Genomic DNA, 14,891 nt, shown 5'->3' on the forward strand with positions numbered 1-14,891 from the left:
TCTACGTTGAATTGCCTTCGCTTCTACCGTAATTGCGGCTCGGGGGACAACGCCCGCCGTGGTTCGGCGGTGAGGCATGCGTCACCCGATTCCCGACCGGGCCGCCGGGAAACCCGGCTTCCCGGCAGGCGGGACGAGCCCGGGGGCCAGGTCAGGACAGTGCGAGGCGTCGCAGCGTACCGTCCGTCGCGACCTGGTAGACGTCGAGCTTGTTGCTACCGGCGTGGAACAGCTTGTCGTCGGTGAGCAGCGCGGCGAACCGGCGTCCGCCGGGGTCGGGTGGCACCACCGGGACGACGGCCCCGATCCGCCCGTTGACGGCCACCGCCAGCAGCGTGCCGTCCGGGATCCGGTCCGGGACGTCCCCCCAGACGAGCGCCGGGAGGGTGCCGGTGTCCGGGTCCATGGCCGTGAACGCGGCCAAATCTGCCACCCGGGCGTTGCCGCCGGCCGGTCCGGCGCGTACCTCGGTGCCGACCAGGGGGTGCGGTGGCGGCAGCGGCGGCGGAGCGGGCACCCCGCCGGGGAAGGTGACCGGTTCGCCCGGGCGGTCGTAGAAGTGTTTCGTGCCGTCGCTGCGCGGAGCCTGCCGGGCGGAGCGGCCGTCGACCCGCCAGGGCAGCCGGATGTTGGCCTCGTCGGCCACGGTCGGCAGTAGGTCGACGTGTTCCCAGTTGCGGTCGTCCACCCGCCCGGTCTGCTGCCGGGGCTCCTTGACGAACATCGGCACCCAGGCGACCTCACCGGCGGCGGCCTTGATCGCGTCCATGCCCCGACCCTGCGCGCCCGGACGGAAGCTGACGCCGTGGTCGGCGGTGACCACCACGAGGGCCTGGTCGTAGAGGCCGCTGGCGCGCAGCGTCCGCAGGGTCTCCCCGATCAGCCGGTCGGTGTAGCCGAGTTGGGCGAGGTGGCGTCGCCGGGCCAGGTCGATCCAGCCGGCGCCGTCGTTGGGCAGGTCCTCGGGGGCGTCGTAGCGCGCCCCGGAGGGCAGGTACGCCCACGGCGAGTGCGGCATCAGCAGGTGCAGGAAGTGCAGGGTCGGCCGGGGCGTGGGCTTCAGCCCGGCCAGGAAGCTGGTGAACCGGGCCGGTTGGTTGTCGTCGAGGCTGTCCCAGCGGAACGTCGGGTCGGCCGGCACCGGCTCGGCGGCGTCCAGGCCGGCCTCGGCCCGGGTCTGCTCCCGGTAGGAGTCCTCCGGGTCGACGGCGCTCTCCGTCGGCCCGGCGACCTGACCCAGCAACTTGCCGGTCTCCCGGACCAGCACCCCGAGCCCCTGCTCGGGGGCGACGGGCTGTTCGCAGCGGCTGGGCGGGCACAGTCGGGTGATGCTCTCCTCGGCGCGGATGTCGTACAGGCCGCCGAAGGCGGTGAAGATGTTGTCCGGGTACTGCGAGTAGTGCGGGGCGACCGGCTTCGCCGGGTACCGGCCGGTGAGCATCGCCGGCAGCGCGTTGGGTGTCCAGCCGCTGACCCCGGTGGCGTTGCGGTACCAGGTCGAGCCGGAGGCCAGTTCGGCGAAGTGCGGGTACCTCGCGGCGTCGATCCGCCCGTCCGCGCCGAGCAGGCTGACCAGCGGCAGCTCGTCGAGGATCAGCATGACCACCGGTGGGTGCACGCCGGTGCCCTGCGCGGTGCCGGCGGCACCGCCGTCGCCGCGCGGCAGCACCACCGCCGAGGTGGGTGAGACGAGCAGGAAGAGCGCCACGAACGCCACCGGCCCGGCGGCGGCCAGTCGCAGCACCCGGCCCGGCGCCCGCCACCGCCGGTGTGCGACCGCGCCGCCGGCACCGGCCAGCACGGCCACCAGCAGCAGGGGTACGCCCCGAAGCGGCGTCACGTGCCGGCCCACCTGCACGGCGAGGGCGGCGAGCAGCAGCCCGACCAGCCCGGTGTGGGTGAGGGCGCGGGCGGCCCGGCCGGCCAGTCGACTGAGCGCGCCGAGCACTGCCACCGCGATCGTGGGCAGCACCGCCACCAGGGCGGTCAGCAGCAGGATCTGGGCCGGGTCGGCGCGGTGGAAGAGGAAGAAGTCGGGGCTGCGGCCGAGCACGTCAAGCAGTGGCTGGGTGACCACCAGGCCGACCAGCGCGACCACCTCCAGCAGCCGGCCCAGCTCGCCCCGCCAGCCCTGGTACCACCGCCCGGAGGCCGAGCGCGGCCGGTCGACCGGGGCCGGTTCAGCCACCCATCACCGTCCGGTAGAGCGTGCGGGTGCCCGAGGGCAGTTCCAGCCGGTCGGTGATCCGGCCCCGGGCGGCGAGCAACGCCTCGAAGGTGTCGCGTCGGTAACCCGGGAAGAGGCCGGCGGGCTTGTTGGCGAGCAGTCGGGCCGCCATCGGGTCCTCCGGTGCGACGAACTCCACCACCACCGCGCCGCCGGGCCTGGTCAGCCCGGTCAGCCAGTCGACGACCTCCGGCAGCGGCACGTTGCGCCCGATCGCCAGGTGGTGCACCACGGCCAGGGCGAGCACCACGTCGGCGGAGGCCCGTTCGGCGAAGCCGGCCCGCTCGACGCCCCGCCAGCCTCCACCGGGTGACGGGTCGGCGAGGTCCAGCACCAGCGGCAGGATGCGGCGCTGTCCCTCGGCGCGCAGTTTGCGGTACAGCTCGTCGACCACCGCCGGGTCCTGCTCGACGGCGACCACGTAGTCGGCGTGCCCGGCGGCCAGTCGGGAGTAGCGGCCGTCGTTGGCGCCGAGGTCGAGCACCAGGCGGGGGCGGGTGCCGGCGGCCACCGCGGCGGCCACGAACTGCTCCTTCGCCACCCGGTCGCGGGCCGAGTAACCGCAGGTGTGCTGGTAGTCCGACCAGTGGCTCCCGGCCGGGCGATGGTCCAGCTTGCCGACCAGTTTCCGCATGCCGCGCACTGTCGCCAGCAGCAGCTCGCGGGAGAAGCCGGCGGCCCGTAGCTGGTCGCGGACGTCGGTGGTGCTGGCGGCGGCGTTGCGGCGCTGCATGGCGCCGTGCAGGTGCAGGTGAGTCAGCACGCCGGGGCGCAGCCGGCGGGTGCCGCCGAACAGGGGCCGGAGTTCGTCGGCCGCGATGCCGTCGACCCGGGCGCGCAGCCAGGGTTGGAAGTCGACGCCCAGGTGGGCGGTGAGCATCAGCGGATAGAGCACGGTCTGGCAGAACTGCCGGTAACCGGCCCACGGCTCGCCGTCGCGGACCGGCTCGAAGGAGCCGATGTCGATGAAGACCGGCTCCGCGCCACGCCACTGCAGGTTGTAGGCCGAGCCGTCCTTGGTGGTGAAGCCGTCGGTGAGCGCGGCGCGCAGGATCTCCAGGTGCAGCAGGGCCGCGTCGCGCAGCATGCCGAACGACCACTCGTACGGGTGGGAGACGAACGGGATGCGCTCGTGGCGCAGCACGGCGGCCCACGGTGCGCCGGTCGCGGCGGGCACCAGTGTCGACGGGGCGTCCTCGGTGGCGCAGACCTTGCGCGCGGCGACCAGGGCCGGGAAGAACGTGCTGCCGGCCAGGGCACGCCAGTGCTCGGCGGCCTGGGGGTCCAGCCCGCGCAGCACCTCGTCGCCGACGTGGAAGACGCGGTTGGCGGGGTCGCGGAACGAGGCCGGCTCGGGTCGTACCTCGGTGGGTGAGATCGCCATCGTCGGGACCGGACCGTTCACCGCTGGTCGGTCGGCTGCCGGCGGAACCGGTCGACGAGGCGTCGCCAGTAGAGCTTGGCGGCGACCGCGGCGCCGGCCACCCCGCCGACGACGGCCTGCACGATCAGGCTGCCGGATCCCGCGTCCAGGTAGGCCAGATGTATCACCGATCGCTCCTTGCCCTCGCCCGTCCTGACCCCGGTCCCAGGCGTACACCATGAGGGTTTTGACCTAGAAAGCCGGACTTGTCCCTCACCGTACGCTGATCGCCATCCGCGTCGCGGGCACATTCGCGGACTCCCAGCCTCGCCACAGAATGGGACCGGGACACCACCCCCGCCGGTACGCTGCGGACGTGCGCTGGATGATTGTGGACGCGCCGTTGGACTCCTCCGGAACGGGGCGCGGCGAGGAGCGGGCCCCTGCCGCGCTGCGCCGGGCCGGCCTGTGCGACGCCCTGTCCGCCGACGACGACGGGCAGATCGACGAGGCCCGGTTGCGCGACCCGATCCGTGACCCGGTCAACGGGGTGATCGGCGCCGAGGGCCTGGTCCGGGCCGGTGGCGCGATCGCCGCGCGGGTCGGCGCGCTCATGGCGGACGGCCATCGACCGCTGGTGCTCGGCGGGGACTGCGCGATCCTGCCCGGCATCTGCCAGGCCCTGCCGCCGGCGACCGCGCTCTGGTTCGTCGACGCCCATCCCGACTTCCTCGACGGTGCGACCTCACCGACCGGCGAGGCCGCCGACATGGACCTCTCGGTGGTCACCGGGCACGGCCCCGCCGCCATCGGGCCGGACGACGCACTGCTCGACCCGGGCCGCGTCCACCTGCTCGGGCACCGCCCGGCCACCGACGAGAGCAGCCGGGTCGAGGCGGCCCGGATCGACCCGGCGATCCACCAGGTGCCCGCCGCCGAGCTGCTGCGCCGGGGCGCCGGGGCGGTCGGCGCCGCGCTGGCCGCCGACGGCGACACCCCCGCCTGGCTGCACCTCGACCTGGACGTGGTGGACCCGCGCGACCTGCCGGCGGTGACCTACCCCGAGCCGGACGGGCCACGTTGGGCGGACCTGATCGCGCTCGTCACCCCGTTGGCCCGCACCGACCGGCTGCTCGGCATGAGCGTGACCGACCTGAACACCGACGAGGACCCCGACGGGCGGCACACCCGGCGCGTCGTCGAGGTCCTCGCCGAGATGCTGCGCGGCTGATCCTCAGGTGTCCGCGTGCGCCGACCAGGCGTCCTGTGTGGGATGGGGCAACCGGACGCTGAACACCGTCCGCCCGGGACGGCTGTCCACCGCGACAGTGCCGTGGTGGGCCTCCACCACGGCCGCCACGATCGCCAGGCCGAGACCGGTGCTGCCGTGCGCCCGGGACCGGGAGCTGTCGCCGCGCGCGAACCGTTCGAACAACTCCGGTTGCAACTCCGCCGGCACCCCCGGGCCGTCGTCGGCGACGGTGAGCACGGCGCTGTCGGCGTCGACGGCGAGCGTGGTGACGACAGTGCTGCCCGGCGGGGTGTGCACCCGGGCGTTGGCGAGCAGGTTCGCCACCACCTGGTGCAGCCGGGCCGCGTCACCGGGCACCCGGATCGCCACCTCGGGCAGGGCGAGCTGCCAGCGGTGGTCGGGGCCGGCGACGTGCGCGTCGCTTACCGCGTCCACCAGCAGGGCGGTCAGGTCGACCGGGTCCGCCGCGAGCGGCCGACCGGAGTCCAGGCGGGCCAGCAGCAGCAGGTCGTCGACGAGGCTTGTCATCCGGGTGCTCTCCGACTCCACCCGGCGCAGCGCGTGCGCCACGTCGGCGGGAACCTCGTCGCGGCCGCGCCGGGCCAGCTCCGCGTAGCCGCGGATCGCCGCGAGGGGCGTGCGCAGCTCGTGGCTGGCGTCGGCGACGAACTGGCGTACCCGGGTCTCGCTGGCCTGCCGCGCGGACAGCGCGTCGGCGACGTGGCCCAGCATCCGGTTGAGCGCCGCGCCGACCTGGCCGACCTCGGTACGCGGGTCGGTGTCCGCGGCCGGGACCCGGACGGCGAGCGCCACCTCGCCGCGGTCCAGGGGCAGTTCGGTGACCCGGGTGGCGGTGGCGGCCACCCGGTTGAGCGGGCGCAGCGTGGCCCGCACGATCAGCGCCCCGGCGACGCCCGCGAGGAGCAGCCCGACGGCGACCACCCCGGCCTGCGCGGCGAGTTGTCGTTGGACGGTCTCCCGCACCCCGGCCAGCGGGACGGCGACGACACGTATTCGGCCGTCCCAGTACTGCCGGGCCACGGCCCGGTAGTCGCCGCGGGCGCCCAGGTCGACGGTGCGCGGTCTGGCGTCGAGGGGCAGGGCCGCCAGTGCGGCGACCTCCCCGACCGGGACGGTCTGCTCGTCCGGGAACGGGTCGTCGCTGGACGGGCTCTTGGTCAGGGTCCGGGCGCTCGTCACCCGGCCGTCGGTGATCTCGGCGACCACCGTGCCGGACGGGGACCCGGGTGGGATGGCCGGGCCACTGCCCGGAAACGCCGGCCGCCCGGGGCGGTCACCCCGCGGGACGGTGGCGGGGGCCAACTCGGCGTCGAGCCTGGCGATCAGGGCGTGCCGCAGCGCCACCGTGGTGAGGCCAGCGACGGCGACGCTGACCACCGCCAGCAGCGCGACCAGGGCAAACACCAGCCGGGTACGCAGCGAGCGGCCGGCCAGCCACCGGCGGGCGGCGCGCAGCGGGCGGTGGCTACTCGGCGGGCTTGAGGACATAGCCCGCACCGCGCAGCGTGTGGATCATCGGCGCCCGACCGGCGTCGATCTTCTTGCGCAGGTACGAGATGTACAGCTCCACCACGTTGGCCTGGCCGCCGAAGTCGTAGTGCCACACCCGGTCGAGGATCTGCGCCTTGCTGAGCACCCGGCGCGGGTTACGCATCAGGTACCGCAGCAGCTCGAACTCGGTAGCGGTGAGGGTGATCAGGTGGCCGTCGCGGCGTACCTCGTGGCTGTCCTCGTCGAGGCTGAGGTCACCGACGGTGAGGACCGCGTCCTCCCGGGCGGCGACGGCGAAGCCGGAGCGGCGCAGCAGCGCGCGCAGCCGGGCGATCACCTCCTCCAGGCTGAACGGCTTGGTCACGTAGTCGTCGCCGCCGACGGTCAGGCCGGCGATGCGTTCCTCGACGGCGTCGCGGGCGGTCAGGAAGAGCACCGGGACGGTGGGGGCGTGCTCGCGCAGCCGGCGCAGCACCTGGAAGCCGTCCAGGTCGGGCAGCATCACGTCGAGGACCACGGCGTCCGGCTCGAACTGTCGGGCGGCGCTCAACGCCGCCATGCCGTTGCCGGCGCTGCGGACCTGCCAGCCCTCGTAGCGCAGCGCCATCGACAGCAGGTCGGTGAGTGTCGCCTCGTCGTCGACCACAAGCACCCGGACGGGTTCGCCGTCGGGGCGACGCAGCTCGATCCGGCTCGGCGCGGACTGCCCGTTGGTGACCATGGCGCCCATCGTGGCCGCGCCGGCTGTGCCCCGCCCCTGCGGAAGCTGTGTGCCGGCTGTGCGGCCGGTCCGACGTGACGCCGGTGTCGCCACCGGTCAGCCTCGCCCCGTGGTCACTCGGACACCCCGTACGCGTCGGTGCGCACGAACCGCATGCTCCAACCGCCCGCGTCGTCGGGCCTGTCGCGTTCGTAGAGGTGGTCGGGGCCGGGCTGCACCGGCCCGGTGCCGTCCGGGTGCCGCATGATCCAGTGCGGTGGTGGGGCGCCGTCCGACCCGGCCGGCAGCAGGCGGACCAGGCCGTCCGCGGGCCCGCCGACGAAGCGTACGGTGACCTCGCTCATCGCGGCGCCCCCTCGGGTGACCGTGCCGGCACAATCGGTGACGCCGGCTCTGGCTCGCAAGCTACCGCACCCACCACCGTCGGCGCAGCGCGGTGCGCGCTCAGCTCGCCCCGAACAGCGCCGCGGTTTGCCCAGCTCGGCGCTCGGGTACCGCGACCGGAGCACCCGCCGTCGGCGGAGCAGGGTCGAGGAGTGGTCGATGCGCACACTGGACGGGCGGTACCAGCTCGAGCAGCGCATCGGCGTGGGTGGGATGTCCGAGGTGTGGCGGGCGCACGACCAGGTGCTGGACCGGCCGGTGGCGGTGAAGCTCATCCTTCCCGGTCCGGACGACCAGGACGGCCCGGTGGACCGGATCCGCGCGGAGGCCCGGTCCGCCGCCCGCCTGGTGCACCCGAACGTGGCGAGCGTGCACGACTTCGGCACCGCCTCGACCTGGCCGGGCCGTCCGGTGCCCTACATCGTGATGGAGTTGGCCGAGGGTGAGACGCTCGCCGCGCACCTGCGGGCCGGGCCGCTGGACTGGCGGATCGCGGTCCGGGTCTGCGCGGAGGTCGCCGCGGCGCTGGCCGCCGCGCACGCCGAGGGCATCGTGCACCGCGACGTCAAACCCGCGAACGTCATGCTCACCCCGTCGGGCGTGAAGGTGCTCGACTTCGGCATCGCCATCCCCGCCGGCGCACCCGACCCGACACCCACGGGGATGGTGTTGGGCACCCCGGCCTACCTGGCGCCCGAGCAACTGGAGCGGGCGCCGGCCACCCCCGCCGCCGACATGTACGCCCTCGGCGTGGTGCTCTACTACTCCCTCACCGCCCGTCTGCCGTACGACGCGGCGACCATCAACGAACTGCTCGGCGTACGCCGTTGTCAGCCACCGGAGCCGCTGCCCGAGATCGAGGGGCTGCCGCCGGAGGTGGCCGAGCTGTGCCGGTCCTGCCTGGCCGACGATCCCGCGCGGCGTCCGAGCAGCATGGTCGCGGCGCTGCTGCTGGCCGAGGCCGTGGACGCCCGGGTGTACGTACCGATGACGATCCCCACGCCTCGCCGACCGGTGCCGACGTCGGCGTGGACCGAGCGGGCCGCCGCCGAGGCGACCGAGGCGGTGGCCCTGCTCGACGAGCCGGAGCGGACCTCCGGACGCTGACCACGGGCCCACCGGCGTTTCGGCGGGCGGCGGCCGGGTAGCCGACCTGCCGAGCGACGGGAGAAACGCGATGCCGGATCAGAGTTCCTGGCTGCGTGAGGCCACCGCGACCGCCGAGGGCGGTCACGTACGCACCGACGATGGCGGGCTCTCCACCCCGCTGGCCTCGCCGCTGGCGGCGCACTGCACGGGGCTGAGACCAGAGCAGTTGCTGGCCGCCGCCTTCGCGTCCTGCCTGCACCACGCGGCGGTGGAGGCGGCCGGGGAGATCACCGATGAGGCGCACACCGTGCAGGTGCGGGCGGAGGCGAAGCTGGGACGGGACGACGACGGTCTCTACCGGGCCGACGTGCACGCCTCGATCTCGTCGGCCGGCCTGAGCCGAGACCAACTGGCCGACCTGGTGGAGTACGCCGACCGGCTCTGGCCGTTCTCCAGCGGCGACGCGAGCCGGCACCGGCTGACCGTCACGCCGGCGGAGAACGGTCGACACTGACGCTCATTGCCGGCGGTGCCGGTCACCTCGGACGGCCCCTTTGCTCTGCTGCCACCCACGCACCACCCGGTGTCCGGGTATCGCACACGCGGTGGTGCATCGGTGGCAGCAGAGCAAAGGACGCGGGGAACACCCACGCCAGGCCACCGCCGGGCCGACAGACCTCACCCGTTCTGGTGATACGCCATCACCCGGAAGGCCCACCCTCGGCGGCAGCGCGATTCCGTGGGCGTCACCTGGCCGCCTGCCCGCCTTCGCGCAGCGAATCGGATATGCCGGTCTGGCCCGATCCGCGAGGTTGATCGGCCTTGCTCCGCCTTCGCCCCTGGAAATCCCCAAGATCGGGGCAAATTGTGGCGCAGGCCACGCTACGGGCAGGCGATATCGAGCAATTGGGTCTTTAGCCTCGTCAGGTGCATCCCGACGACCCCTCCGACCAGAAGCTGACCGACTCGCATCCGAGCACCCAATCGGGCGAAGTCGCATCAACCGAATGGACGATCGGCCGGCACCGCGTCCCCGAACCGCCCCGGCGTCCCCTGCTGGGCTCGACCCCGATCCGGATAGCCCTCGCCACCGGCGTCACCTGCTGCCTCAGCCTCGTCGCCGTCGCCACCGCCCGGGGCAACGACGACGAGCCGGCCCGCTCGGCGGAACCGCTCGCCGAGGCGGTCGCCGACCGCGCCGCCATCGCCGACGAGCGCGCCTCCCGGTCGCTTGATCGTGACCTCGCCCCCGCGCGGGTCCTGCCCAGCCCGACGGCGACACCCAGCCCCACACCCACCGTCGCGCGCAAGGCACCCAAGAAGCCGGTCAAGCCCCGCCGACCCCGACCGGTCGCCGGCCTCGACCAGGCGCAGATGGACAACGCGAAGATCATCGTGGACGTCGGCCTGGACATGAAGATGCCGCGCCGCGCGCTGGTGGTGGCGCTGTCCACCGCCATGCAGGAGAGCAACCTCTACAACCTGGCAAGCGACGTGCTCCCCGAGTCGGCTGACTACCCGAACCAGGGCAGCGGCTCCGACCACGACTCGCTCGGGCTGTTCCAGCAGCGGCCCAGCAGCGGCTGGGGCACGGTGGCCGAACTGATGCGCCCCTCGTACGCCGCGCGGGCCTTCTACAGCGCCCTCAACGAGATCCCCGGCTGGCAGGACATGAGCGTCACCGCCGCCGCCCAGGCCGTGCAGATCTCCGCCTACCCGGACGCGTACGCCCAGCACGAGGAGCGGGCGGCCACCGTCGCGGCGGCGCTCACCACCTGAGCCGACCGCTCTCAGCGACGGCCCGGCGGCGGCTGCGCGCCCGCGTCCAGCCCGCCGACCCCCACCCGGCTCCCCGGTACGCCGGCAGCCGCGGTCGGAGTGGCGGCGGGCACCTGGTCCTCCGTCACCTGAGCGAGGATCTCGTCCACCCGCGCCTCACGCCGCCGCCGGACGTACAGTGCCGCCTCGAAGTCGCGCCGGGCCTGCACCGCCTCCTCGTACGCCCGCTCGCGCACCTGCCGTGCCTCCGCGCGGGCCCGGTCCAGCTCGGCACGGGCCTCGGCCAGGATCTCGGCGGCCGCACGATGCTCAACGGCACCGGCGTGCCGGGTGACGGCGCTGTCGCCGAGGTCCAGCCGCTGCAGGAGGCCGCTGAGCCACGCCGCCTCCTGCCGGATCTCGTCCCACTCGCCGCCCGCCGCGGCGGCACCCTCGGCGCGGGCCGCGAGCCGGGACAGGCGGATCCCCAGCTCGTCAAGGCAGGAATCCACCTGCCACCTGTCGTAGCCGGTCTCAACGATGGAGAACCTCATCCTGTCGCCCCCAGGCAGCCGCTGTTACTTCCCCTCCTGGATCCTCGGCCGCGACCACGGCGACCGAGGAGGTTCGGGAAAAATGTTCAGCATGCGCGCACGGGCACGCGTCAGACGCGCTTGGGCAGCACGACCACCCGTCCGAAGAACTCGTCGATGCGCCGGACCACGTCGTTGAAGTCGTCCAGGTCGATCGGCTTGGTGACGTACGCGTTGGCCTGCAACGTGTAACTGCCCACGATGTCGGTGTCGGCGTTGGAGGTGGTCAGCACCACGATCGGAATGGTCCGCAGGTCCTCGTCCTGCTTCACCGCCCCGAGCACCTGCCGGCCGTCCATCCGCGGCATGTTCAGGTCGAGCAGGATCACGTCCGGCCGGCGGGCCTGCTGGTGCCGGCCCTCGGCGCGCAGGAACTCCATCGCCTCCTCGCCGTCGCTGACCACGTCGATGACCTTGTCGACGTCGGAGTCCGCCAACGCCTCCTCGATCATCAGTACGTCACCGGGATCGTCGTCGACCACCAGGATGCGTACCGGCTGCGGGCTGTCTGCGCCCATCACTACCTGCCTCGGGTCGGCGGGGACGGGACCTGACGGTCACCGCGTTGGCGGGGAAATCTAGCCCATCAGAGGGCGGTGCGGGACGCGGGGTCGACCGATTCCGGTTCGTAGCGCAACACGTCGGCCAGACCGGTCATCGCCAACACCCGCTCGACACGGCCGTTGGCGCCGACGAGCCGAAGCCAACCCCCGTCGGCCGCGGCCTGATTGTCCCCCCGGACGAACGCGGCCATCCCGGTGGAATCGCAGAAGGTGAGATCGGTGAGGTCGAGCAGCACCCGGGATTCACCGGCGGCCATGAGGCGATCGATCGCGGCGGTCAGCTCGGGAGACGTGCTCATGTCCAGCTCGCCCGCCAGACGCAGGCAGGCGCCACCGCCGTCGCGCTCGACGTAGCTGACGCTGAACGTCACCGTTCTCCCCCTCGCTCCACCCACCGGTGGGACATTTGCAGTGCGGCAAGTATACGCAGGGTCGAGCCGCGAACCGCAGGGCACGGTGATCGACAGCGGCGGGGCGGGTGGCCCGCTCAGCGGCCCACGTCGGGCAGCGCGGCGCGACCCAGGGCCACCATGCGCTCCGCCCGGGGGAAGTCGCGCAACGCCACCGCGTAGTGCTCCAGGGACCGGCCGACGGCCCCGCCGGGCACCCCACGACTCACCAGGATTCCCGCCAGCCACTCGACGAACTCGGTGAACAACGAGGCGTCGTCGACGTAGACCGCCGCGGCCAGGAAATCCACGATGTGACCCAGGTCGCTGACGGTGGAGTCGAGCTGACTGGCGGTGTAGGTGGCCGTCGCCGGCACCCGCTCCCGCAGGTCGGTCAACGCGCTGTCGATCAGCTCGCCCCGACGCCGCACCAGGCTGGCGTACTCGTCGTCGGCCAGGTGGGCCAGCCGCGCCGGCGGCACCCTCCGCAACGCCCGCTCGTCGGCGACCAACTCAGCCGCCGAGGGCGCGTCCGGCGCCCAGGCCACGCCGAGCCGGCGCGCCCACCGGCCGTCCGCGCCGAACCCGCGCCCACCCACCAGCACCGGCACGTCCGAACGGCGGCAGGCCTCGATCATCCGGTGGGCGTGCGGCAGCCGCATCGGCAGCGCGCACGCCAACGCGACCGCGTGCGCGTCATAGCGGTGCAGGTACGACACGAGGTGCGCCGCGGGCACACTGGCGCCCAGGAACGTCACCTGCCAGCCCCGCAACCGCAGCACCTCGGCCACCAGCCGGGGCGGCAGCGCGTGCCACTCGCCATCCATGCACGCGACGACGACCCGCCCGCCGGTCGGACGGGGATTGACGTGCGCGGCCACCGCCGCCACCACCCGTTCACTGATGTGGGTGGCCGCGTGCTCCTGGGCGACGCTCCACTCGTTGCGCGCCCACCGCTCACCCACCTCCGCCTGGGCGGGCGCGACCAGGTCGAGCAGCACCCGCTCCGCCGGCACGCCCGCGTCGAGCAGGCCGATCGCCATGTCGATCGCGGCGTCCTCGTCGGCGTCGGCGAGGCAGTCCAGGTAGCCGACGTAGGCGTCGCTCGGGTCGACGGCAGCGGTGGCGGCGGTGGCGGTCACGCGTCGGTCTCCCCGGGCAGGTCGGTGTGCACGGGCACCGAGTGCAGGTGCCGCGACGGGCGTCCACCCGGGCCGGCCGCCCGCAACGCCAGCACCGCGATGTCGTCGTGGTCGCCCTGCGCCAACCAGTCGCAGGTGACCTGCTCGACCCGCTCGGCCAGGGCTGGCGCCGGCATCCGTTGGCAACCGGTCACCGCGGCGACCAGCCGTTCGGCACCGAACTGCTCGTCGCCACGACGGCCACCGCGGGCCTCGGTCACCCCGTCGCTGTAGAGCAGGCAGGTCTCGCCCGGTGCCAGCCGGACGGTCACCTCGCCGACGCGCGGGTCGGGCACCACCCCGATCAGCATGCCGTGCAGCGGCACCGACTCCACCTCGCCGGAGGCGCGCAGCACCAGCGGCGGCAGGTGGCCGCCGCCGGCCATGGTGAGGGTGAGACCGCCGTCGCGGTGTGGACGCGCGACGCCGAGCACGATCGTGGCGAAGCGGCCCTGACCCTGCGCCTGGGTCGTCTCCAGCATCGCGTCGTTGAGCAGCCGCAGCAACCGCCCGGGGTGCGACTCCAACCGGTGCAGCGCCTGGAGGCACTGGCGCAACTGGCCGGTGAAGACGGCTGCCTCGACCCCCTTGCCCGACACGTCGCCGAGGAAGAACACCGAGCCACCGTCGGCGAGCCGGTGCGACCCGTAGAAGTCACCACCGATGCGGAGCCCCGCCTGCGCGGGCCGGTACGCGGTGCCCCACCGCACGCCCGCGGCTTCGGCCGGCTCGACCGGCAACAGGCTGGCCTGGAGGGTGTCGGCGACCTCCGTCTGGTCGCGGTAGAGCAGCGCGGTTGTCATCGCCGCGCCGGCCCGGGCCGCGAACGCGCGGATCAGCTCCTCGTCGGCCTCGTCGTACGAGCCGGGGGCGGCACGGGCGACCAGCAGCACCCCGACCGGCGCGTCCCGGCCCGGCAGCGGAACGACCCGGGCGGCGGTCCCGACGCCGGCGAGCTCGGGCAGCCAACCGGCGTCGACCGCCTGCTCGACCAACCAGTCCAGGGCGTGCGGCTCGACCCCGCTCAGCCCGTCGGCGATGACGGTGGGCAGATCGCCGCCGGCCAGCACTCCGTTGTCCACCGACGCCGCCTCGTCGTGGGCGCCCGAGGCCCGCCACCAATGGGCCCGACCGGAACGGTGTGCGAGGACCAGCACGGCCACCTCGGCCAGGGTCGGCACGGCGAGTCGGACGATCGCCGCGGCGGCCCGGGCGGGATGCAGCGGATTGCCCAGCTTGTCACCGACCACGGCCAGGAAATTCGAGCGGGCCCGCTCGGCGAGCAGCGCCTCGGCGCCGCCGACACTGTCGGTGACGTCCTCGACGTACCAGCAGCAGCGGGCGCCGGAGAGGGGCACCTGGCGGGCGGTCAGTCGGCGTCCGCGATGGGTGAAGCCGCCTGGGTCGCCCTCGCTCAGGCCCGGCACACCGGCCGCGCTGAGCAGCTCCCCGGGCAGCACACCGGGTAGCAACCGCTCGGCCACCGGGCTGACGTGCCGCACGACGCCGTCGGCGTCACAGACCACCAGGCCCTCACGGAGGTGCTCGACGACCTCGAACCAGTCGAGTGCGGCAGCATCGCGTTCGATTGCCATCTTCGGCAGGCCCGGGGCGGAGCGGGGCGGCGGGGCCGCGGCGGGCCGGGGCGACCTGTCGGCGGGCCACGCCGGAGGCTGCGTCGTGCTCGGGGTGAAGATCCGTCCGTCGCCCGGGTCCCAGTCCCTGACGTCGGAAGCAGTCACCAGCGGAGCCCCACTCCTTGTCATCCACCCGAACCCGTACCGGAACCGGCGTCCACGGCCACAACTCTCCAGCCCACCCTACGCCGGGACGCACAAAGCGGCATCTCAGCACGGCTG

15 protein-coding genes are annotated in these 14,891 nt (G+C 73.8%); 4 read left to right on the plus strand and 11 right to left on the minus strand.

Features of this window, described 5'->3' with window-relative positions; all coding sequences use genetic code 11:
• Positions 1-151: 151 nt before the first annotated feature.
• From AB0F61_RS29080 to AB0F61_RS29090, 3 genes are read right to left on the minus strand one after another with little or no spacing between them, the layout of a single operon-like run.
• Positions 152-2,188, minus strand: a complete 2,037-nt coding sequence (locus AB0F61_RS29080; protein ID WP_357816014.1) for a sulfatase-like hydrolase/transferase — start codon at positions 2,186-2,188, stop codon at positions 152-154.
• A complete protein-coding gene (locus tag AB0F61_RS29085) occupies positions 2,181-3,611 on the minus strand; it encodes a class I SAM-dependent methyltransferase (RefSeq protein ID WP_357816016.1) in 1,431 nt (476 codons plus the stop codon). Before AB0F61_RS29085 ends, AB0F61_RS29080 begins: the two co-directional genes overlap by 8 nt.
• A 17-nt stretch (positions 3,612-3,628) precedes the next feature.
• Entirely contained in the window at positions 3,629-3,778 is a 150-nt protein-coding gene (locus AB0F61_RS29090) for a hypothetical protein (protein WP_007459587.1), read from the minus strand.
• 197 nt (positions 3,779-3,975) lie between these two features.
• On the opposite strand from AB0F61_RS29090, the gene AB0F61_RS29095 reads away from it, so the two are divergent.
• Positions 3,976-4,821, plus strand: coding sequence for an arginase family protein (locus AB0F61_RS29095; protein ID WP_357816123.1), 846 nt, complete (start codon positions 3,976-3,978; stop codon positions 4,819-4,821).
• 3 nt (positions 4,822-4,824) lie between these two features.
• Here AB0F61_RS29095 and AB0F61_RS29100 read toward each other — a convergent pair whose 3' ends face one another.
• The 3 genes from AB0F61_RS29100 to AB0F61_RS29110 form a co-directional block, all read right to left on the minus strand.
• Positions 4,825-6,351 carry a HAMP domain-containing sensor histidine kinase gene (locus AB0F61_RS29100; RefSeq protein ID WP_357816018.1) on the minus strand — a complete coding sequence of 509 codons (1,527 nt, stop codon included), beginning with the start codon at positions 6,349-6,351 and terminating at the stop codon, positions 4,825-4,827.
• Positions 6,329-7,075, minus strand: coding sequence for a response regulator transcription factor (locus AB0F61_RS29105; protein WP_357816021.1), 747 nt, complete (start codon positions 7,073-7,075; stop codon positions 6,329-6,331). Before AB0F61_RS29105 ends, AB0F61_RS29100 begins: the two co-directional genes overlap by 23 nt.
• Before the next feature lie 113 nt (positions 7,076-7,188).
• Entirely contained in the window at positions 7,189-7,419 is a 231-nt protein-coding gene (locus AB0F61_RS29110; protein WP_357816024.1) for a hypothetical protein, read from the minus strand.
• Positions 7,420-7,618: 199 nt separating this feature from the next.
• Here AB0F61_RS29110 and AB0F61_RS29115 point away from each other — a divergent pair, with 199 nt between their 5' ends.
• From AB0F61_RS29115 to AB0F61_RS29125, 3 genes are all read left to right on the plus strand, one after another.
• Positions 7,619-8,566: a serine/threonine-protein kinase gene (locus AB0F61_RS29115; RefSeq protein WP_357816026.1), complete on the plus strand. Its 948-nt coding sequence runs from the start codon at positions 7,619-7,621 to the stop codon at positions 8,564-8,566.
• Between the two features lie 70 nt (positions 8,567-8,636).
• Positions 8,637-9,062 carry an OsmC family protein gene (locus AB0F61_RS29120; protein ID WP_355033508.1) on the plus strand — a complete coding sequence of 142 codons (426 nt, stop codon included), beginning with the start codon at positions 8,637-8,639 and terminating at the stop codon, positions 9,060-9,062.
• A 413-nt stretch (positions 9,063-9,475) separates the two neighbouring features.
• Positions 9,476-10,327 carry a hypothetical protein gene (locus AB0F61_RS29125; protein ID WP_357816030.1) on the plus strand — a complete coding sequence of 284 codons (852 nt, stop codon included), beginning with the start codon at positions 9,476-9,478 and terminating at the stop codon, positions 10,325-10,327.
• Positions 10,328-10,338: 11 nt separating this feature from the next.
• On the opposite strand, the gene AB0F61_RS29130 is transcribed toward AB0F61_RS29125, so the two are convergent.
• The 5 genes from AB0F61_RS29130 to AB0F61_RS29150 all read right to left on the minus strand — a co-directional run bounded on the left by AB0F61_RS29130 (position 10,339) and on the right by AB0F61_RS29150 (position 14,774).
• Positions 10,339-10,860 (minus strand): ATPase, encoded by a 522-nt coding sequence (locus AB0F61_RS29130; RefSeq protein WP_357816032.1) that lies wholly within the window; start codon positions 10,858-10,860, stop codon positions 10,339-10,341.
• A 110-nt stretch (positions 10,861-10,970) separates the two neighbouring features.
• Positions 10,971-11,417, minus strand: a complete 447-nt coding sequence (locus AB0F61_RS29135; RefSeq protein WP_145782537.1) for a response regulator — start codon at positions 11,415-11,417, stop codon at positions 10,971-10,973.
• A 68-nt stretch (positions 11,418-11,485) separates the two neighbouring features.
• Positions 11,486-11,833, minus strand: a complete 348-nt coding sequence (locus tag AB0F61_RS29140; protein WP_357816035.1) for an STAS domain-containing protein — start codon at positions 11,831-11,833, stop codon at positions 11,486-11,488.
• Between the two features lie 116 nt (positions 11,834-11,949).
• Positions 11,950-12,993, minus strand: coding sequence for a cobalamin-dependent protein (locus AB0F61_RS29145; RefSeq protein ID WP_357816038.1), 1,044 nt, complete (start codon positions 12,991-12,993; stop codon positions 11,950-11,952).
• Entirely contained in the window at positions 12,990-14,774 is a 1,785-nt protein-coding gene (locus tag AB0F61_RS29150) for a PP2C family protein-serine/threonine phosphatase (protein WP_357816041.1), read from the minus strand. The genes AB0F61_RS29145 and AB0F61_RS29150 overlap by 4 nt, the downstream gene beginning before the upstream one ends.
• Between the last annotated feature and the right edge of the window lie 117 nt (positions 14,775-14,891).

Origin of the sequence: Micromonospora sp. NPDC023888 (assembly GCF_040639415.1) — a bacterium.
Taxonomy (GTDB): Bacteria; Actinomycetota; Actinomycetes; order Mycobacteriales; family Micromonosporaceae; genus Micromonospora.

Bases quoted from the DNA above. Each gene is read 5' to 3' on its own strand.
- AB0F61_RS29115 (WP_357816026.1), top strand. From the start codon at position 7,619: ATGCGCACACTGGACGGGCGGTACCAGCTCGAGCAGCGCATCGGCGTG.
- AB0F61_RS29095 (WP_357816123.1), top strand. From the start codon at position 3,976: ATGATTGTGGACGCGCCGTTGGACTCCTCCGGAACGGGGCGCGGCGAG.
- AB0F61_RS29100 (WP_357816018.1), bottom strand. From the start codon at position 6,351: ATGTCCTCAAGCCCGCCGAGTAGCCACCGCCCGCTGCGCGCCGCCCGC.
- AB0F61_RS29105 (WP_357816021.1), bottom strand. From the start codon at position 7,075: ATGGTCACCAACGGGCAGTCCGCGCCGAGCCGGATCGAGCTGCGTCGC.
- AB0F61_RS29130 (WP_357816032.1), bottom strand. From the start codon at position 10,860: ATGAGGTTCTCCATCGTTGAGACCGGCTACGACAGGTGGCAGGTGGAT.
- AB0F61_RS29085 (WP_357816016.1), bottom strand. From the start codon at position 3,611: ATGGCGATCTCACCCACCGAGGTACGACCCGAGCCGGCCTCGTTCCGC.
- AB0F61_RS29110 (WP_357816024.1), bottom strand. From the start codon at position 7,419: ATGAGCGAGGTCACCGTACGCTTCGTCGGCGGGCCCGCGGACGGCCTG.
- AB0F61_RS29120 (WP_355033508.1), top strand. From the start codon at position 8,637: ATGCCGGATCAGAGTTCCTGGCTGCGTGAGGCCACCGCGACCGCCGAG.
- AB0F61_RS29135 (WP_145782537.1), bottom strand. From the start codon at position 11,417: ATGGGCGCAGACAGCCCGCAGCCGGTACGCATCCTGGTGGTCGACGAC.